General features: G+C 64.4%; 18 protein-coding genes. 13 read left to right on the top strand and 5 right to left on the bottom strand.

Annotated features, from left to right (window positions below; genetic code table 11):
- Positions 1-9: 9 nt before the first annotated feature.
- Genes F3K02_RS07180 through F3K02_RS07200 form a run of 5 tightly spaced genes read right to left on the bottom strand, consistent with a single transcriptional unit; the run spans position 10 to position 5298 of the window.
- Complete coding sequence (locus tag F3K02_RS07180; protein WP_127806062.1) at positions 10-1170, bottom strand: acyl-CoA dehydrogenase family protein; 1161 nt, start codon at positions 1168-1170, stop codon at positions 10-12.
- Between the two features lie 31 nt (positions 1171-1201).
- Positions 1202-1969 carry an SDR family NAD(P)-dependent oxidoreductase gene (locus tag F3K02_RS07185; RefSeq protein ID WP_008905427.1) on the bottom strand — a complete coding sequence of 256 codons (768 nt, stop codon included), beginning with the start codon at positions 1967-1969 and terminating at the stop codon, positions 1202-1204.
- Between the two features lie 9 nt (positions 1970-1978).
- Positions 1979-3226: a thiolase family protein gene (locus F3K02_RS07190; protein WP_008905426.1), complete on the bottom strand. Its 1248-nt coding sequence runs from the start codon at positions 3224-3226 to the stop codon at positions 1979-1981.
- A 34-nt stretch (positions 3227-3260) separates the two neighbouring features.
- Positions 3261-4061 (bottom strand): enoyl-CoA hydratase/isomerase family protein, encoded by an 801-nt coding sequence (locus tag F3K02_RS07195; protein WP_050813860.1) that lies wholly within the window; start codon positions 4059-4061, stop codon positions 3261-3263.
- A gap of 58 nt (positions 4062-4119) precedes the next feature.
- Positions 4120-5298, bottom strand: coding sequence for an acyl-CoA dehydrogenase family protein (locus F3K02_RS07200; RefSeq protein ID WP_177134667.1), 1179 nt, complete (start codon positions 5296-5298; stop codon positions 4120-4122).
- A 180-nt stretch (positions 5299-5478) separates the two neighbouring features.
- On the opposite strand from F3K02_RS07200, the gene F3K02_RS07205 reads away from it, so the two are divergent.
- The 13 genes from F3K02_RS07205 (at position 5479) to F3K02_RS07265 (ending at position 18148) form a co-directional block, all read left to right on the top strand.
- On the top strand, positions 5479-5643 hold the full coding sequence (locus tag F3K02_RS07205; protein ID WP_008905423.1) for a hypothetical protein: 165 nt from the start codon (positions 5479-5481) through the stop codon (positions 5641-5643).
- The gene (locus F3K02_RS07210) at positions 5640-5882 is read left to right on the top strand and encodes a hypothetical protein (RefSeq protein ID WP_177134668.1); all 243 of its coding nucleotides are present in this window, start codon (positions 5640-5642) and stop codon (positions 5880-5882) included. Before F3K02_RS07205 ends, F3K02_RS07210 begins: the two co-directional genes overlap by 4 nt.
- Positions 5883-5953: 71 nt before the next feature.
- Positions 5954-7138: a lipid-transfer protein gene (locus F3K02_RS07215; RefSeq protein ID WP_177134671.1), complete on the top strand. Its 1185-nt coding sequence runs from the start codon at positions 5954-5956 to the stop codon at positions 7136-7138.
- 33 nt (positions 7139-7171) lie between these two features.
- Complete coding sequence (locus F3K02_RS07220) at positions 7172-7615, top strand: MaoC family dehydratase N-terminal domain-containing protein (protein WP_177134673.1); 444 nt, start codon at positions 7172-7174, stop codon at positions 7613-7615.
- A gap of 10 nt (positions 7616-7625) precedes the next feature.
- On the top strand, positions 7626-8042 hold the full coding sequence (locus tag F3K02_RS07225) for a MaoC family dehydratase (RefSeq protein WP_177134676.1): 417 nt from the start codon (positions 7626-7628) through the stop codon (positions 8040-8042).
- Positions 8043-8104: 62 nt separating this feature from the next.
- Positions 8105-8932: an SDR family NAD(P)-dependent oxidoreductase gene (locus F3K02_RS07230; protein WP_127806066.1), complete on the top strand. Its 828-nt coding sequence runs from the start codon at positions 8105-8107 to the stop codon at positions 8930-8932.
- Between the two features lie 29 nt (positions 8933-8961).
- Positions 8962-10143, top strand: coding sequence for an acyl-CoA dehydrogenase family protein (locus F3K02_RS07235; RefSeq protein WP_127806067.1), 1182 nt, complete (start codon positions 8962-8964; stop codon positions 10141-10143).
- 8 nt (positions 10144-10151) lie between these two features.
- A complete protein-coding gene (locus F3K02_RS07240; protein WP_127806068.1) occupies positions 10152-11291 on the top strand; it encodes an acyl-CoA dehydrogenase family protein in 1140 nt (379 codons plus the stop codon).
- Between the two features lie 46 nt (positions 11292-11337).
- Positions 11338-12945 carry an acyl-CoA carboxylase subunit beta gene (locus F3K02_RS07245; RefSeq protein WP_069047310.1) on the top strand — a complete coding sequence of 536 codons (1608 nt, stop codon included), beginning with the start codon at positions 11338-11340 and terminating at the stop codon, positions 12943-12945.
- A gap of 23 nt (positions 12946-12968) precedes the next feature.
- Complete coding sequence (locus F3K02_RS07250) at positions 12969-14153, top strand: CaiB/BaiF CoA transferase family protein (RefSeq protein ID WP_177134678.1); 1185 nt, start codon at positions 12969-12971, stop codon at positions 14151-14153.
- A 20-nt stretch (positions 14154-14173) separates the two neighbouring features.
- Entirely contained in the window at positions 14174-15334 is a 1161-nt protein-coding gene (locus F3K02_RS07255) for an acyl-CoA dehydrogenase family protein (RefSeq protein ID WP_127806070.1), read from the top strand.
- Between the two features lie 8 nt (positions 15335-15342).
- Positions 15343-16143: an enoyl-CoA hydratase/isomerase family protein gene (locus F3K02_RS07260; RefSeq protein WP_246309219.1), complete on the top strand. Its 801-nt coding sequence runs from the start codon at positions 15343-15345 to the stop codon at positions 16141-16143.
- A 1-nt stretch (position 16144) separates the two neighbouring features.
- A complete protein-coding gene (locus F3K02_RS07265; protein ID WP_177134683.1) occupies positions 16145-18148 on the top strand; it encodes an acetyl/propionyl/methylcrotonyl-CoA carboxylase subunit alpha in 2004 nt (667 codons plus the stop codon).
- Positions 18149-18229: the final 81 nt, after the last annotated feature.

An 18229-nucleotide genomic window follows, 5' to 3' on the forward strand; every position in this document is an offset into this window, starting at 1 on the left:
GGTCATGGGTTAGGAGAAGGCGTTGATACCGGTCAAGGCGCGGCCAATGATGAGTTTCTGGATTTCGGTGGTGCCGTCGGGAATCGGCATCATGCGGGCGTTTCTGAACAACAGTTCAACGCCGAAGTCTTTGGTGATGCCGTTGCCGCCATGAATCTGCAATGCTTTCGACGCGACGTTGACCGCCATCTCGGTCGCGTACCACTTGGCCATGGCGCTTTGCACCTCGCTGCGCACGCCATGGTCGATCAGGTTGAACGCGCGGTAGACCAGCAATCGCGCGGCGTCGAGTTCGGTGGCCGCCTCGGCCAGCATGCCCTGGATCAATTGATGACCACCGATCGGCTTGCCATGCTGGCGGCGTTCCTTCGAATAGGCCACCGCCTTGTCGAGTGCCGCCTGGGCGATACCGATCGAAGTCATGCCGACCATGGGACGCGCCTTCTCGAACAGCACCATGGTGTTCTTCAGACCGGTGCCGGGTTCAATCATCATGTTCTCGGCCGGTACGCGCGCGCCGTCGAAGAACAGTTGTGCGGTTGACGTGCTGTTGAGCCCCAGCTTGTCGATGTTGCGGCTTTCGTAGCCGTGTTCGGCGCGGTCCACCAGGATCATCGAGATGGCGCCCGAACCTTCTTGTGAGGTGCGCACGATGACCATGCAAAAGTCGGAGTAGTGGCCGTTGGAGATCCAGGTTTTTTCACCGGTGACAATGTAGTGGTCACCATCGCGTTGGGCGCGGCAGGTGACTTCAGCCACGTTGGATCCGACCCCGGGCTCACTGATGCCGCTGCAGGCAATGATTTCGGCGCGGACCATGCGCGGCAGGTATTTTTCGCGCATGGCGGTGTTGGTGCACACCTGTAGCGAGTAAGCGCCGAGCTGCTGGATCAGCAGCGAGATGGCCACGTCGCCGGAAATGCGCGCGAGCTGCTCGTACATCAGTGCATAGGTCAGCCAGGGCATGCCCATGCCGCCATATTCCTCGGCAATGATGCCGTTGCCGCCCATGCCGTAGGGCAGCATCTTTTGAAATATCTCCAGCATCAGCTCTTTTTCGATCAGCTTGTCGGGCTGGTAGCGTTCAACGATGGGGCGCAGCTCGGTTTCGAGGAAGCGAGTGAAGCCTTCGACGGCCATGCGTTGCTCTTCGGTCGGGAGAAAGTTCATGATTGTGGTCTTTGTGTGGTGTTGATTTCGTTCAGCGTGAGCTCATGCGTGCGCCGGCATCAATGTGGAGACAGGTGGCGTTGATGTAAGGGTTCTCGACGATGGAGCGCACCAGGTGGGCCAGCTCGCTGGCTTGGCCCATGCGGCGGGGGAACAGAATCATGCGGTCAACAATGGCCTGCGCGACTTTCTTTGGCAGGCCCGCGACCATTGGCGTTTCGAACAAGCCAGGCGCAACCGCTACGCAGCGGATCCCCAGATCGGCCAGGTCCCGTGCCACTGGCAGCGTGAGGCCGATCACCCCGGCCTTGCTGGCGGCGTAGGCCGCCTGTCCCATCTGGCCGTCCTGTGCGGCACCGGACGACAGGTTGATGATGACGCCGCGCTCATCACCCTCAGGCTCATTGCGCGCCATCGCCACGGCGGCCAGGCGCAGCACGTTGAACGTGCCGGTCAGGTTGACGGCAATCACCTTGTCCCACAGTGCCAGGGGAAAGGGTTTTCCATCGGCCACGGTCTTGGCTGCGTCGGGCACGCCAGCGCAGTTGATGCAAATGTGAATGGCGCCAAAACGGGCCAGGGTTGCGTCGATGCCCGCCTGCACCTGTGACTCACTGGTGACATCTACCTGCTCGAACATGGCGGCAGAACCCAGTTCGGTGGCTGCCTGTACACCACGCTCGCTGTCGCGGTCGAACAATGACACCCGTGCGCCGCCTGCGGCGAGCGCATCAGCCACCGCGCGCCCCAAGCCTGAAGCACCACCTGTGATGATGGCCACCTTGTCATGCAGAATCATTTTTGTCCTTCAGCGACCGAGGATGGTGATGGCGGCCACGGCTTCTTCAATTCCGAACAGGCCCCCACCGTTTTCTGCGATGGCAAGGCGGGCCCCTTGCACCTGGCGAGCCCCCGCTTCGCCGCGCAACTGCACGACCAGTTCATGCAGCTGACCCAGCCCGGTGGCGCCGATCGGGTGCCCTTTGGACTCCAGTCCACCCGAGGTGTTGATCGGGATGCGTCCACCAATCGTGGTGCCGCCGCTCTCGGCGAGCGGCCCGCCTTCGCCGAACGCACAGAAGCCAAGGTTCTCACTCTGTACGATTTCGCCAATGGCCGTGGCATCGTGGACTTCGGCCAGCGAAATGTCTTGCGGGCCGACGCCAGCGAGTTCGTAGGCTTGTTTGGATGCCTTGACGGTGATGTGTTGATCCAGGTTTTCAGGGAGGCGGTTGCTGCCGGTGGCAATGATTGATGCCAGCACCTTGATGGCGCGCCCGCGGTTGGCCAGACGCGCCAATGCTGCTTCGGAACACACGACGACCGCAGCAGCCCCGTCGCTGATGGGTGCGCACATCGGAAGCGTCAATGGGTAGGTGATCGGCGGCGCGGCCAGCACCTCTTCAATGGTGTAGGCGTTGCGGTATTGCGCCAGCGGGTTGTGCACCGAATGGCCGTGGTTCTTGGCGGACACGGCGGCAATTTGTCGCTGCGTGGTGCCGAACTCGCGCATGTGAAAGCGAGCAAAGGCGGCGTAGATGTCCATGAACAGGCTGTAGGGCGCCTTGGACATGGACCCTTCCGGTGGCTCAATACCGTGCCCCATTTGCAGCAGCCTGCGTTTGTTATCCTCGACCGTGGCCACGTCCCAGGCACCATCGAAAACGCTGAACATTTTGGCTTTGTCGGCGCAAAACATTTTCTCGGCACCAATGGCCAGCGCTATCTCTCCTGCCCCCGAGCGCACATACTGCACCGCCAGGTTGAAAGCCGAACTGGCACTGGCGCAGGCGTTCTCGATGTTGAAAATCGGGATGGACTCGAAGCCCATCGAACGCAACGCAATCTGGCCGCGGATCATGGTCTGGCCTTCGAGTGCGCCCTGTGTTGCGTTGGAAAAGTAGGCCGACTGGATGTCGCTGACGGACAGTCCGGCATCGGCCAGCGCGGCGTTCACGGCAGCGGCGGTCAGTTGCTTGATATCGCGGTCAAGAAACTTGCCGGTCGGCGTCATGCCGACGCCGACTATGTAAACGGCGGCTTGCGGGTTGGTCATGGTAATGCGTCCATTCAGAAGAAGCGGTGTGAAATCAGTAGCCCTTGAAATCGGGCGTGCGCTTGCCGACGAAAGCCGCGAGGCCCTCTTGTATGTCGTGCGAATGGCGGTGCGCGTCGAGCACCAGTCGCTCCAGCCGCAGTGCCGAAGCCTGTGGCTGCTCCAGCCCGTCGGCCACGACCTGTTTCATGCGGCGCAGCACCAACGGGCTCTTGCTGGCGATGCGCAAGGCGATTTTTTCGACCTCGGACACCAGCTCGGCATCCGGCACCACGCGATTCACCAGGCCCAACGGAACCAGTTCGCGTGCGGGCATGGTGTCGCCGGTGAACAGCAGGTATTTGGCGGCGGTGGCGCCGATGCGCCGTGGCAGGATCGCCGCGCCGCCCGCGCCCGGAAACACGCCGAAGTTGGCATGCGCATCGCCGATGCGGGCACTTTCGGCGGCGATGATGAGGTCGCAGGCCATGGCCAGCTCCAGTCCGCCGGCCATCGTCAGGCCATTCAGCGCGGCGATGGTGGGTTTGGGGCACACGCGCAGCCGATCCATCATGCCGCCGACGAGATCGAGAAACTCACCCATCGGGTCGCTCGGGCCGGGGTCGCCAGCGCTGCTCTCGAACACGCCTTTGAGATCGGCGCCGGCGCAGAAGGCTCGGCCTGCACCGGTCAGCACGATGACGCGGATGGCCGGGTCACGCTCGCAACGTTCGGTCACATCGCGCAATTCGGCGCACATTGTCTCCGACAGGGCATTCATCGCATCGGGCCGGTTCAGCGTGATCCACGCCACGGCACCACGTTGTTCAAAGCGGATGGTCAACGGGGGTTGCATCTTCAAGGCATCCTTGCTTATGTGGGGGTCAGCTGCGCTTGCCATGCGGGTTTGGGAATCAACCGCGCAGGAGTTCTTCGGCAATGATCATCTTGCGCACCTCGGATGTGCCTGCACCGATCTCGAGGATCTTGATGCAACGGAACAGGCGGTTGATCTCGGACTCCCAGATGTAGCCGCTACCGCCATGCACTTGCACGGCCTTGTTGAGCACCCGGTTGCAGGCTTCGCCGGCGTAGAGGATGGACGCTGCGGTGAGCTTGTGCGCATCGCCGCGGCCACCGCCGCCCACTTCCAGATCATTGACCTCGGCCAGGGTGCGCCAGACCAGGGTTTTCATGGCTTCGATCTCGGTGTACATCTCGGCCAGCATGGCCTGCACCATCTGGAAGCTGCCGATGGGTTTGCCGAACTGCACGCGCGTCCTGGCGTACTCGACGCTCAATTCGAGCGCACGTTCGCAGATGCCCACGCACAAGCCAGCCACCAGCGCGCGCTCCAGATCGAGCCCGCTCATGACGATTTTGACGCCTTCGTTTTCCTTGCCCACCAGGTTGGCTGCCGGCACGCGGCAGTTGTCGAACACCAGCTCGCCGGTCTGGCTGCCGCGAAAACCCATCTTGATGAGCTTTTGAGCCACCTTGAAGCCGGGGAAATTCTTCTCGACGATGAAGGCCGAAATGCCCTTGGCACCCAACTCCGGCGCGGTCTTGGCGTAAACCAGCAGCACGTCGGCCACCGGGCCGTTGGTGATGTAGATCTTGGTGCCGTTGAGGATGTAGAGGTCGCCCTCGCGGCGCGCGCTGGTGCGCATCGCGCCCAGCGCATCCGAGCCGGCGCCGGGTTCGGTCAGGCCGAGCGCGCCGATTTTTGTGCCGTTGCACAGATCGGGCAGGTATTGGCGGCGCTGCGCCTCGTTGGCGTTGCGGTAGATGTTGTTGACGCACAGGTTGTCGTGCGCCGCCCAGGACAAGGCGATGGCGGGGTTCCAGCGCGCAAAGGCCTGACAGATCAGGCCCGAGCTGAACAGGTCCATGCCCGCGCCACCATGCTCGGCAGGCACGGTGGCCCCCATGAAGCCAGCCGCTCCAATTCTCTGAAAGATATCAGACGGCCACCACTCCTCGTCGTCCATGCGGCGCGCGAGTGGCACGAATTCCTTGCGCGCGAACTTGTCGGCGGCTTCGAGCACGGCACGGTCGTCGGCGGAGAGGGCAAAACTGCGAGGCGTGGACATAAAGGATGCCTATCAATGCGTGGGCTGCGGGTCAAGGAGTCACGGCGCGCGCCCAAGCTGCGGGGACGAGGTCTCTTTGGGTTTGCGCGAATTTAATGAGGGATTGCCAAACTGTCAAGCGTTAGGTAGGATTCGTTGCAGGCGCTCACCTGAAGTGCCAGAGATCCGGAGACTTCGGCCATGGGAGGCGGAATCGGTGCGGATTCATTGGCGGGGGCCGACCTGTTGCTCAAGCAGGTGGTCACCCGTGCCGCATTCACCCGTGACACCTATCGGATCACGCCGCTCGCGGCGCGACCCTTCATCAGTGACAAACGACGCTTCGACCTAAGGAAACAGCCTTGACCCACGAACTCGGGATGAACCTGCTGCGCCGCCAGAACGTGGGCGACAACTTGCGCCTCGCGGTGAAGGCAACCGGAGAAAAACATACGGTCATCTTCGAGTTCTGTCGTGGCCGCCTGCCCGGCTTCGAGGCGCCGAAGCGGATTCACTTCCGCAGCTCGCTGCCAATCAGTGCGGCCAACAAGATCCTCAAGAAGGACCTCAAAACCGAGTATGCCAACGCGGACAAGGGCGGCTGAGGCCGTCGGCCTCCCAGTGTCCGAGTCCAAAACGTTTCGATCGAAACATTTCAACCCAAGGAGTCAGTGCGATGAACCAGAAAGTTATTGTTGCCGGTGTGGGCATGATCCCGTTCACCAAACCGGGCGCCAGCGAGCCCTATCACGTGATGGGAGAAAAGGCGGTGCGCCAGGCCATGGCCGATGCGCGCGTCGAATACCCCATGATCCAGCAAGCCTATGTGGGCTATGTGTATGGCGATTCCACCTGCGGCCAGCGGGCGCTCTACCCGGTGGGCATGAGTGGCATCCCCATCGTCAACGTCAACAACAATTGCTCCACCGGCTCGTCGGCGCTGTTCCTGGCGCGCCAGGCAATTCAAAGCGGTGCCGCCGAGTGCGTGCTGGCCCTGGGCTTCGAGCAGATGGCCGCCGGTGCCATCAAGGCCCAGTTCGAGGACAGGCCAACGCCGTTCGAGGAGTTTGACCGGGCCACCGCCGAGCTCGTCGGGCACCCGGAAATTCCGCTGGCCCTTCGTTACTTCGGCGGCGCCGGCAAGGCGCACATGGACAAGTACGGCACCCAACTGTCGACCTTTGCCAGCATTCGCGCCAAGGCCAGCCGCCATGCCGCCAACAACCCGCTGGCGCTGTTTCGCAAGGAGGTCTCGGTCGATGACGTGATGAACGCACCGATGCTGTGGGAGGGCGTGATGACCCGCCTGATGGCTTGCCCGCCGACCTGCGGCGCCGCTGCTGCGGTGATTTGCTCCGAAGCCTTCGCCAAAAAGCATGGGCTCGACACCCGCGTGTCGATTACCGCCCAGGCAATGACGACCGATTTCCCCAGCACCTTCGAGTCGCACGACATGATGCGCGTGGTCGGCTTCGACATGGCGCGCGATGCGGCGCAAAAGGTCTACAAGCAGGCCGGCATCGGCCCGCAGGACGTGAACGTGGTTGAGCTGCACGACTGCTTCGCGCAGAACGAACTGATCACCTACGAGGCGTTGGGCCTGTGCCCGGAGGGCGGCGCCGAGAAATTCGTGCTGGACGGCGACAACACCTATGGCGGCAAGGTGGTGACCAACCCGTCGGGCGGCCTGTTGTCGAAAGGTCATCCGCTGGGCGCGACCGGCCTGGCGCAATGTTTCGAGCTGACCCATCAACTGCGCGGCACGGCGGACAAACGCCAGGTCAAGGGTGCGCGTGTGGCCTTGCAGCACAACCTCGGGCTGGGCGGCGCTTGCGTCGTCACGCTTTACCAGGCCGGCTGAGCTCAGACGCAGCAAACCAGGAGCTGAAGTCCCATGATTGACAAACAATTCATCGGTTACGAGGTGCCGCCCACGCTGTGGGATGTGGAGAAGGGGCGCATCCGCTTTTTCGCCGAGGTGATCGGTGCCACCGACCCGATCTACTTCGACGCGAGCGCCGCCCAGGCCGCTGGCTACCGCAACGTCGTGGCACCACCGACCTTCATCTTTGGCGCCGAGAGCGATTCGGGGGTGTTGATGACGTTGCTCGACACGCTCAAGATCGACTTGCGCAAGGTCTTGCACGGCGAGCAACGCTTTGACTACCACGCCCCGGTGTGCGCTGGCGACACGCTGCGCTTCCAGACCCGCGTCACCGACATCTACGACAAGAAGGGCGGCGCGCTCGAGTTTGTCGTCAACGACACGAAAGTCACCAATCAGCTCGGCGAGCATGTCTCTGACCTGCATTCGGTGGTCGTCGTGCGCCACGCCTGAAGGACTATTCATGAACACTCAAGTAAAAATCCTGGATGTTGGTGACGACATGCCTGTACTGGAATTGCCACCGATCAGCCGCACCACACTGGCACTGTTCGCCGGTGCGTCGGGTGACCACAACCCGATCCACATCGACATCGACTTCGCCCGCAGCGCGGGTATGAAGGATGTGTTCGCGCAGGGTATGTTGTCGATGGCCTACCTCGGGCGTGCGCTCACCGAATGGGTGCCGCAGCGCCAGCTCCTCAGCTATGGCGTTCGCTTCGCGGCCATGACCCACCTCGGCGACCGCATACGCTGCACGGGCAAGGTGCTTGAAAAGATTGAGCATGCAGGTCGGCCCTGCGTGCGCGTTCAAATCAGCGCGACGAAGGCGACAGGCGAAATCACGCTGGCCGGCGAGGCACTGGTTGCCTTGAACTGAGGCCTCCGTTTGGCGGCCCGACTTTTTATTTATTTCCTTTTAATCACAAGCAAGGACACACCATGAAAACACTTGAAGGCAAAGTTGCCATCGTCTCCGGATCGGGTCGCGGCATCGGCCGCGCCATCGCCATGAAACTCGCCAGCGAAGGCGCCAAGGTGGTCGTCAATGACCTGGACGCCGGCCCGGCCGAGCAGACCGTGGCCGACATCAAGGCCGCTGGCGGCATGGCGCTGGCTTGTGCCGGCAGCGTCACTGCCGACGGCTTCGCTGAAAAGTTCGTCAAGACCGCGATCGACGGCTTCGGCGGCCTGGACATCATCATCAACAACGCCGGCTACACCTGGGACAACGTGGTTCAGAAGATGACGGACGAGCAATGGAACGCGATCATCGACGTGCATCTGACCGCGCCGTTCAAGATTTTGCGCGCTGCTTCGGAGTTCATCCGCGTCGCCTCGCGCAAGGAAGCCGAAGCGGGGCAGGAGGTGTTTCGCAAGGTGGTCAACATTTCGTCCATCGCCGGCACCGGTGGCAACGCCGGTCAGGCCAACTACTCGGCGGGCAAGGCCGGCATCATTGGTCTGACCAAGGCGCTGTCCAAGGAGTGGGGTCGCTACAAGGTGAACGTCAACGCCGTTGCTTTTGGCATGATCAAGACGCGGCTGACCGAGGCACCAGCCAGTGGCGATGCCTCCATCGACGTCGAGGGTCGCAAGATCAAGGTCGGCGTCAACCCCGAGCTGCTGGAAATGATGGAGCGCACCATTCCGTTGGGTCGCGGCGGCACGCCCGAGGAGGCAGCCGGGTCGGTCTACCTGCTGTGCATTCCCGAGTCGAACTACGTCAGCGGACAGACGCTGATCTGCGGCGGCGGCATCTCGATCTAAAGCGCAAGCCGAACGCAGAAAGGCCCACGATGGACATCGATTTCAGCCCGGAAGACATGGCGTTCCAGCAAGAGGTTCGCGCCTGGTTCAAAGCCCACACACCGTCCGATCTCAAGCGCAAGGCCGTCACCGGAGAGATGCTGCAGAAGAACGACATCGTTCAATGGCAGCGCCGACTCGATAGCCAGGGCTGGCTGGTCACCGGCTGGCCCAAGGAGCATGGAGGGCCGGGCTGGACGCCGACGCAGCGCTACATTTTCGACCTGGAGCGCGCGGCGGCCAGCGCGCCGGTGGGGCTGTCGATGGGCGTCATCATGCTCGGACCGGTGCTGATTGCCTTCGGCACGCCAGAGCAAAAGGCGCAGTACCTGCCGCGCATCCGCCGCTGCGAGGACTGGTGGTGCCAGGGCTATTCCGAGCCCGGCGCCGGCTCCGACCTGGCCAGCCTGAAGACCACGGCCGTGGCCGATGGCGATGATTACGTCATCAACGGCTCCAAGATCTGGACCACCTACGCGCACTGGGCCACGCACATGTTCTGCCTGGTGCGCACCGCCAACAGCGGCAAAAAGCAAGAGGGCATTTCCTTCCTACTGATCGAGATGGACCGCCCCGGCATCGATGTCAAACCTATTGTATCGATCGACGGCGAACACCACCTGAACCAGGTTTTTCTGACCGATGTGCGCGTGCCCAAGAGTAATCTGGTGGGTCGCGAAGGTCAGGGCTGGGACATTGCCAAGTACCTGCTCACACACGAGCGCACCAGCATTGCCGGCGTGGCCGACTGCAAGGCGCACCTGTCCAACCTGCGCGTGGCCGCCGCCGAGCGCCGCTCGGGTGGCCAACCGCTGATGGAGGACGCGGCGATGCGGCTCAAGCTGGCGCGCGCCGAGATCGAACTGATGGCGCTCGAATACACCAACTTCCGCGTGCTGGCCGCCACCGCCTCGGGCAAGGCGCCGGGGCCGGAATCCTCGCTGCTCAAGACCATGGGCACGGCGGTGCAACAGACCTTGGCCGAGTTGGGCGTCGAGATCGCCGCCGAGCAAGCCTGGCCCTGGCATGACGGCGGCGAGTTTGGCAGCGGACGCCATGCCCATGCAATGCCGCACTACTGTTTCTCGCGCGCTGCCACGATTTACGGCGGCAGCGACGAGGTGCAAAAGAATGTATTGGCCAAGATGCTGCTGGCAGGCGGCACGCGCTAAGGATCGTCATGAACTTTGATCTCTCCGAAGAACAAAAGATGCTGCGCGACGCGGCACAGAAATTTCTGCGCACCGAATACCGTTTCGATGCCCGCAACCAGATCGTTGCGTCAGCGTCCGGCATGAGCCGGGAGCACTGGCAGCGATTCGGCGAATTCGGCTGGCTTGGGCTCGGGCTGCCCGAGGCGCATGGCGGCTTTGGCGGCGTGGTCGAGTTGATCCAGATCGCCGAGGCGATGGGGGCTGCGCTGGTGGTCGAGCCCTACCTGGCCAGCACGGTGCTGGGCGCGCAGGCGCTGACGCGCGCGGGCAGTGCTGCGCAGCAGGCGGCCTGGCTGCCCGGGCTCGCGTCCGGCCAGCGGATACTCGCATTGGCGCACGGCGAGGCCGATGCCCGTCATGAACTCAGCTATGTGATCACGCGTGCCACGGCCAAGGACGGTGGCTGGCTGCTGTCGGGTCGCAAGAGCGGCGTGCTGGGCGCCCCTTGGGCCGATGGCTTCGTGGTCGTCGCCAGAACCTCGGGCGCAGCGGACGAGCGCCAGGGCATCAGCCTGTTTCTGGTCGATGCCAAAACGCCGGGCGTGCAGGTGGCGGGCTACCGGTCCTACGACGGCAGTCGCGCCGGTGATCTGATACTGGAACAGGTCGTGCTCGGGGCCGACGCACTGCTGGGCACGGAAGGCGAGGGCCTGGGGCTGCTTGAGCACCTGGTTGATCTTGGCATTGTTGCCGCCTGCGCCGACGCCCTGGGTGCCATGGGCGCGCTGTTGCGCAAAACTGGCGAATACGTCAGCACGCGCAAACAATTTGACGTGCCGATTGCCAGCTTCCAGGTCATCCAGCACCGGCTGGTCGACATGTTCGCCGCGGTCGAGGCCAGCCGCTCCCTGGTGCTGATGGCGGCCCTGCATGCCGAGCACCCCGACGCGGCCACCCGTTCGCGCGCCGTCTCGGCCGCCAAGGCCGCCATTGGTGAGCGCGCCCGCTTCGTGGCACAGCAAGCGGTGCAGTTGCACGGCGGCGTGGGCATGACCGAGGAGCTGGACATCGGCCATTACTTTCGCCGCCTGACGCTCTTTTGCAACCTGTTGGGCAGCACCGACCACCACCTGCAGCGCTTTGCGACGCTGCGTGCGGTGGCCTGATTGCCTGATGACCGACCCATACCGAGTCACTGGAAGGGCTGCCTAAATGAGCTTGATGACATCCACCGCCACGCCGAACTCGCCCGAATTTCAGCGAAACCGCGAAGCCTATGAGCTGCGCATTGACGACTTGCATGAACGCCGCGCACGTGCCCTGATCGGCGGCCCCGAAAAGGCGCGCCTGCTGCACAAGAAGCGCAAGCAATTGCTGCCGCGCGAGCGCCTGGCTGCCGTACTCGACCCCGGCTCGCCCTTCCTCGAGTTCGGGCAGCTTGCCGGCGACGGCCTGTACGAGGGCGTGCCGCCGGGCGGCAGCATCATCACCGGCGTGGGGCTGGTGTGCGGGCGCGCCTGCATGCTGATGATCCACGATGCCACGGTCAAGGGCGGCACCTACTACGGCATCACCGCTAAAAAGCATGTGCGGGCCCAGATGTTCGCCTGGCAGCACCGGCTGCCGTGCATCACCATGGTCCAGTCGGGCGGCGCCAACCTGCCGGAGCAGGCGCATATTTTCCCCGACGACGGCCAGTTCGGCTCCATTTTCTACAACCAGATCCGCATGTCGGCCGAGGGCATCACCCAGATCGCGACCGTGCACGGGCCGTCTACCGCCGGCGGCGCCTATCTCCCGGCGCTGTGCGACGAGGCGGTGATCGTGCGCAACCAGGGTGCGATGTTCCTCGCCGGGCCCGAGCTGGTGTACGCCGCCACCAAGGAAGAGGTTGACATTGAAACCCTGGGCGGCGGCGAGATGCACAGCCGCATCAGCGGCGTCACTGACCACCTGGCCGAGAACGATGGCCATGCCATCGCCATCGTGCGCGGCATCGTGGCCAACCTCGGTACCGCAGCCAAGCAGCGCTGGGACGTGGTGCCGCCGCTGCCGCCGCGCCATGACCCGCGCGAGATCTACGGCATTGTCAGCGCCGACAACCGGCATCCGACCGACAACCGCGAAGTGCTGCTGCGGTTGATCGACGACAGTGACCTGCAGGAGTTCAAACCCCTGTACGGCGACACCATGATCTGCGGCTTTGCTCGCATCAAGGGCTTTCAGATCGGCATTCTGGCCAACAACGGCGTGATCTTCTCCGAGAGCGCGCTCAAGGGCGCGCACTTCATTGAGTTGTGCTGCCAGCGCGACATTCCGCTGCTGTTCATGGCCGATGTGTCGGGCTTCATGGTCGGCAAAGCCGTGGAGCAGCAGGGCATTGCCAAGCACGGCGCCAAGTTCATGACGGCCATGGCCTCGGCCAACGTGCCGCGCTACACGCTGATCACCGGAGGCTCGTACGCGGCGGCCTACTTGGCGATGTGCGGGCGCCCGTTCAAGCCCAACGTGATGATGATGTGGCCTACCGGCCGCGCCGCGCTGATGGGCCCAGAGCAGGCCGCCACCACCCTGGGCCTGGTGCGCGAGAACATCCACCGGCGCGAGGGCACTAGCTGGAGCGACGAAGAACGCGAGCAATTCAAGCAACCGATACGCGAGCAGTTCGAGAGCTTTTCCAGTCCCTACAACTACGCCTCCAACCTGTGGTGCGACATGGTGATTGACCCGCTGGAAACACGCGACACCATGGCTTTGCTGCTGGAGCTGGCGGGCCGCGTGCCGGCGCGCGACACGCACTTCGGCGTGTTCCGCATGTAATCCTTTGGCCCACCGAATTGAACATGCTCGACGCCATTCTCTCCGGCTGCCGCGTGCTCGACCTGACCCAAAACGTGGCCGGCCCGTTTTGCACCCAGACCCTCGGCGCCGAGGTTATCAAGATCGAACGCCCCGGCAGCGGCGACGATGCGCGCCAGTGGAAACCGCCCGAAGTGGCCGGCGTCTCGACCGGCTTCGTGGCGCTGAACCGCAACAAGAAGAGCGTCTGCATCGACCTCGACAGCGCGGCCGGCCAGCAGCTGGTTGCGCGCCTGGCGGCCGGTGCCGACGTGCTGGTGCATTCGCTCAAGCCCGGCAGCGCCGAAGCGCGCGGCCTCGGCGACGAACACCTGCGACCGACCAATCCGCGCCTCGTGTACTGCGCGATCAGCGCCTTCGGCGAGGTCGGCCCGATGCGCGCGCTGCCCGGCTACGACCCGCTGATGCAGGCCTTCACCGGCATCATGAGCGTCAGCGGCCACGAAGGTGACGAGCCGGCGCGCGTCGGCGTGTCGCTCATCGACATGGGCACCGGCATGTGGGCCACGATGGCCATCCTGGCCGCGCTGCTGCGCCGCGCCACAACGGGCGAAGGCATGCGCGTGCACGCCAGCCTGCTCGAGACCGGGCTGTCGTGGATGACGGTGCCGGTGGCGAACTACCTGGCCACCCAGCGCCTACCGCGCAAGATGGGTTCGGCCATGGCGATGATGGCGCCCTACGAGCTCTTCGACAGTGCCGACGGCAAGGTCTTCATCGCCGCGGCCAACGACCGGCTGTTCGGCCGCATCTGCAGCGCGCTGGCTTGCCCAGAGCTGGCGCAGGACCCGCGCTTCATCGACATGTCGGCGCGCATCGGCCACCGCGAGGCGCTGCACGACGCGCTGGAAGCGCGCACCCGGCAGCGCAGCACCGCCGACTGCGTGGCGGCGCTGCGCGCGGCCGGTGCGCCCTGCAGCGAGATGCACGACGTGGCCCAGATGCTGGCGCACGAACAGGTGCAAGCGGTCGGCATGCTGGGCGCGCTGCCGCTGCCGGGCGCACCGCAACACCAGACGATGGGCCTGCCCATCAGTTCGCAGGGCCGTCGCGGGCGCAGCGGCCCGCCGCCGCCAGTGCTGGGCGGGAACACCGACGAGGTGTTGACGGCACTGGGCCTGCATGCCAATGAACTGGCGGCGCTGCGACAGCAACGCGTCGTCGATTGAATGACAAGGCCGACATCCCCATGAACTTCGACTACACCGAGACCCAGGGCCAGATCCGCGCCGCCGTCAAGGAGTTGTGCAAGGGCTTCGGCCCCGAATACTGGCGCCAGTGCGCGCAGGACGGCGCCTATCCGGAAGCCTTCGTCGACGCGATGGCCAAGGCCGGCTGGCTGGCTGCGCTGATTCCCGAGGAATACGGCGGCGCCGGGTTGCCGCTGCTCGACGCCTGCCTGATCCTGCAGGAGATCAACCAGAACGGCGGCAGCGCGGTGCACTGCCATGCGCAGATGTACACGATGGCGTCAATCATGCGCCACGGCTCCGAGGCACAGAAGCGCCGCACGCTGCCGCGCATCGCTGACGGCAGCCTGCGGCTGCAGGCCTTCGGCGTGACCGAGCCTGACGCAGGCTCCAACACGCTGGCGATCAAGACCTTCGCGCGCAAGGTGCCGGGCGGCTACGTCATCAACGGCCAGAAGATCTGGACCTCGCGCTACAGCCACTCGCACATGTATCTGCTGATCGCGCGCACCACGCCGATCGACGCGGTGAAGAAGAAGACCGATGGCCTGAGCCTGTTCCTGATCGACATCAAGAAGGCGGGCGCGTCGCTCAAGGCCACGCCGATCCGCACGATGATCAATCACCACACCTTCCAGGTCTTCATCGACAACCTCGAACTGAGCGACGACGACCGCATCGGCGAGGAAGGCAAGGGCTTTTACTACCTGCTGGATTCGCTGCATTCCGAGCGGCTGCTGGTGGCCAGCGAGGCCATCGGCGACGGCCACTGGTTCGTCGGCAAGGCCGCGCGCTACGGCAGCGAGCGTGTCGTCTTCGACCGCCCGATCGGCGCCAACCAGGGCGTGCAGTTTCCGATCGCGCGCGCCCACATGAACATCGAGGCCGCCGAACTGATGCGCAACAAGGCCGCGACGCTGTTCGACGCCGGCCTGCCCTGCGGGCGCGAGGCGACCATGGTCAAGTACCTGGCCAGCGAAGCCGCCTGGGAGGCAGCCGAGGCGGCCATGACCACCTTCGGCGGCTATGGCGTGGCCTGCGAGTACGACATCGAGCGCAAATGGAAAGAGAGCCGGCTGTTCCGCACCGCGCCGATCTCCAACAACCTGGTGCTGGCGCAGGTGGCCGAGCATCTGCTGGGTATGCCCCGCTCTTACTGATGGCCCAGATGCACCACGAAACCCTGCTGATCCACCCCGCGCCGGGCACCGCACCGGAGGACGGCATCCGCTGCCTGGTGCTCAACCGCCCCGAGGTGATGAACGCGATGAACACGCAGATGTTCGTCGACCTGCGCAACGCCCTGCACGAACTGGCCTTCGACGACGGCCTGCGTGTGCTGATCATCACCGGCGCCGGTGAACGAGCTTTCTCGGCCGGCGGCGACCTCAAGCAGCGCGACGGCATGACCGACGGTCAATGGCGGCGCCAACACCAGCTCGCCGAAGAGGTGTTGCTGGCGGTCAAGGATTTCCCGCAACCGGTGATCGCCGCCGTCGAAGGCCACGCACATGGCGGCGGCTGCGAACTGGCGTTGATGTGTGACTACATCGTCGCTTCGCGCGCTGCGGTATTTTCGCTGCCCGAGCTGCGGCGCGGCATCATGCCCGGCGGCGGGGGTATCCAGAACCTCGTGCGCGCCGTCGGTGCGCGGCGCGCCAAGAAGCTGCTGTTCACCGCGCGCCGCTTCTCGGCCGAAGAAGCCGCCGAATGGGGCATGGTCACCGACCTTGCCGAGCCGGGTACGGCGCTGGCCGCCGCAGTCGCCGACGCGCGCGACATCGTGCTGGCCGCACCGATGACCACCCACTACGCCAAACTCGCCGCCTCGCGCGGCGGCGAGATTGACTTCCACAGCGGCTACATGCTCGACATCGCCGCCTACAACGTGCTGGTGTCCTCGGCCGACAGGCTGGAGGGCGTGAAGGCCTTCAATGAAAAGCGCCCACCGCGCTGGAGCGGACTCTGACATGTTCAAAAAAATCCTGATCGCCAACCGCGGCGAAATCGCCTGCCGCATTGCACACACCTGCCGGCGCCTCGGTATTGCAGTGGCCGGTGTGCATTCGAGTGCTGATCGCGATGCGCTGCACGTTGACCTGATCGGCGAGTCGATCGAAATCGGTGGGGCAACGCCAGCCGAGAGCTACCTGCGCATTGATGCGGTGATCGATGCGGCCCGGCGGACCGGGTCGCAGGCCATTCATCCTGGTTTTGGCTTTCTGGCCGAAAACGCGGTCTTCGCGCGCACGGTCGAGGCGGCCGGCCTGGTCTTTATCGGCCCGACGCCCGAGGTCATTGAGCGCCTGGGCGACAAGGCGTCGGCCAAGCGCGAGGCGCGCGCCGCTGGCGCGGCCGTGCTCGGCGGCAGCGAGCTGCCCAGCCGCGACGCGGCTGAAGTGGCGGCCACCGTACGCGGCCTGCCACTGCCGGTGATTCTAAAAGCGGCCGCCGGTGGCGGCGGCAAGGGCATGCGGGTGGTGCAGCAATTGGACGGGTTGATGGAGGCCATCGAGGCGGCCATGCGCGAAGCCAAAAGTTCCTTTGGCGACGCGGCGTTGATCGTCGAAGCCTTTGTCGAGCGCGGGCGCCACATCGAGGTGCAGATTGTCGGCGACGGCCACGGCGAAGTGATTCACCTGTTCGAGCGCGAATGCACGTTGCAGCGGCGCCATCAGAAAGTCATCGAAGAGGCTCCAGCGGTGAATCTCGCCCCGGCGCTGCGCGAGGCGATGCTCGGTGACGCGGTGCGCCTGGGGCAGCGACTGCGCTATCGCGGTGTCGGCACGGTGGAGTTCATCGTGCAGGGCGACAGTCACCATTTTCTCGAAGTCAACCCGCGGCTGCAAGTTGAGCATCCGGTGACTGAAGAGGTGACTGGCATCGACATTGTGGAGGTCATGCTGCGCATCGCTGCCAACGAGGGATTACCCTTGCGTCAGAGCGAAGTGCAGATGCGCGGCCACGCGATTGAGGCGCGGGTCTGCGCTGAAGACGCAGCGCAAAATTTCCTGCCATCCACCGGTGAACTGATCGCGGTGCGGTTCCCGACTTCGGGTGTGCGGGTTGAATCGGGGGTGCGGGCCGGCATGGTGGTCACGCCCTACTACGACTCGATGCTGGCCAAGCTGATCGTTCATGCGCCCACGCGCGAGGCTGCGCTGGACCGTCTGAGTGGGGCGCTGGGCGAAACCCAGGTGCACGGCGTCGAAACCAATTGCGCTTTTCTGCAGCGTCTGCTGGCCCTGCCTGCAACGCGGGACGCCAGCTTCCACACCCGTCTGATTGACGAGGTGCTGGCAGAGGGGGGTCAGGGCACGGGTAGCGCGCCGCTGGAGCGGCTGGCTGCAGCGGCGGCCTGGTGGTTGCTCGATGCGCGGCGCAGCAGCAAGCCATTCGGAGCCTGGTCGGCCTTGGACGTGACGGGTTGGCAGATGCACGCTGGCGACGATCGGCTCACGCCGGTTCCGGCGCTGTTGCTGCGCTCGGGAGGAACAACACACGAAGCCCGGTTCGGCGCCGTCTCGCCCGAGTCCGAAGTGACGGTGCAAATCGGCACCGAACGGGTTCGCCTGGCGCTGACCGCCAGCGCCGGGAGCGATTGGCGTTTGCGCATAGGGGATTGTCATGAGGTACTGACCATCGTGCGCAGCGACGATGCCGTGTTTGTGCAGAGCGGCGGCACCGCCCACGCCATCGGCGTGACCTCCTACCTCAGCCAGGTCGCCACTGGCCGCCAGGCCAGCGGACAGTTGCGCACGCCGATGATGGGAATGATCCTGAAGACCCATGTGGAGGTTGGAGAGCGGGTACGTGCCGGCGACGTGGTGGCGACGATGGAGTCGATGAAGATGGAGATGCGCATCAACGCCGATCACGATGGCGTGGTGCGCTCGCTGTCGGTGCAGCCCGGGCAGATGGTCGAGCGCGGCCTGGTGGTGGCCGTGGTTGAGTCCGAGGGCGCCGCGGAATGAGCGGCAGCAAATCCAGCATGCGCGCCCCTCTTTGCAAACCTGGTGTTATCCACCGCTCAAAATGACGTGCCCGAGACGGCC

This window comes from Hydrogenophaga aromaticivorans (genome assembly GCF_013387465.1).
Classification (GTDB): domain Bacteria; phylum Pseudomonadota; class Gammaproteobacteria; order Burkholderiales; family Burkholderiaceae_C; genus Hydrogenophaga; species Hydrogenophaga aromaticivorans.

Coding starts and splice junctions, on each gene's coding strand:
- F3K02_RS07180 (WP_127806062.1), bottom strand. CDS start 1,170: ATGAACTTTCTCCCGACCGAAGAGCAACGCATGGCCGTCGAAGGCTTC.
- F3K02_RS07185 (WP_008905427.1), bottom strand. CDS start 1,969: ATGATTCTGCATGACAAGGTGGCCATCATCACAGGTGGTGCTTCAGGC.
- F3K02_RS07190 (WP_008905426.1), bottom strand. CDS start 3,226: ATGACCAACCCGCAAGCCGCCGTTTACATAGTCGGCGTCGGCATGACG.
- F3K02_RS07195 (WP_050813860.1), bottom strand. CDS start 4,061: ATGCAACCCCCGTTGACCATCCGCTTTGAACAACGTGGTGCCGTGGCG.
- F3K02_RS07200 (WP_177134667.1), bottom strand. CDS start 5,298: ATGTCCACGCCTCGCAGTTTTGCCCTCTCCGCCGACGACCGTGCCGTG.
- F3K02_RS07205 (WP_008905423.1), top strand. CDS start 5,479: ATGGGAGGCGGAATCGGTGCGGATTCATTGGCGGGGGCCGACCTGTTG.
- F3K02_RS07215 (WP_177134671.1), top strand. CDS start 5,954: ATGAACCAGAAAGTTATTGTTGCCGGTGTGGGCATGATCCCGTTCACC.
- F3K02_RS07220 (WP_177134673.1), top strand. CDS start 7,172: ATGATTGACAAACAATTCATCGGTTACGAGGTGCCGCCCACGCTGTGG.
- F3K02_RS07225 (WP_177134676.1), top strand. CDS start 7,626: ATGAACACTCAAGTAAAAATCCTGGATGTTGGTGACGACATGCCTGTA.
- F3K02_RS07230 (WP_127806066.1), top strand. CDS start 8,105: ATGAAAACACTTGAAGGCAAAGTTGCCATCGTCTCCGGATCGGGTCGC.
- F3K02_RS07235 (WP_127806067.1), top strand. CDS start 8,962: ATGGACATCGATTTCAGCCCGGAAGACATGGCGTTCCAGCAAGAGGTT.
- F3K02_RS07240 (WP_127806068.1), top strand. CDS start 10,152: ATGAACTTTGATCTCTCCGAAGAACAAAAGATGCTGCGCGACGCGGCA.
- F3K02_RS07245 (WP_069047310.1), top strand. CDS start 11,338: ATGAGCTTGATGACATCCACCGCCACGCCGAACTCGCCCGAATTTCAG.
- F3K02_RS07250 (WP_177134678.1), top strand. CDS start 12,969: ATGCTCGACGCCATTCTCTCCGGCTGCCGCGTGCTCGACCTGACCCAA.
- F3K02_RS07255 (WP_127806070.1), top strand. CDS start 14,174: ATGAACTTCGACTACACCGAGACCCAGGGCCAGATCCGCGCCGCCGTC.
- F3K02_RS07260 (WP_246309219.1), top strand. CDS start 15,343: ATGCACCACGAAACCCTGCTGATCCACCCCGCGCCGGGCACCGCACCG.
- F3K02_RS07265 (WP_177134683.1), top strand. CDS start 16,145: ATGTTCAAAAAAATCCTGATCGCCAACCGCGGCGAAATCGCCTGCCGC.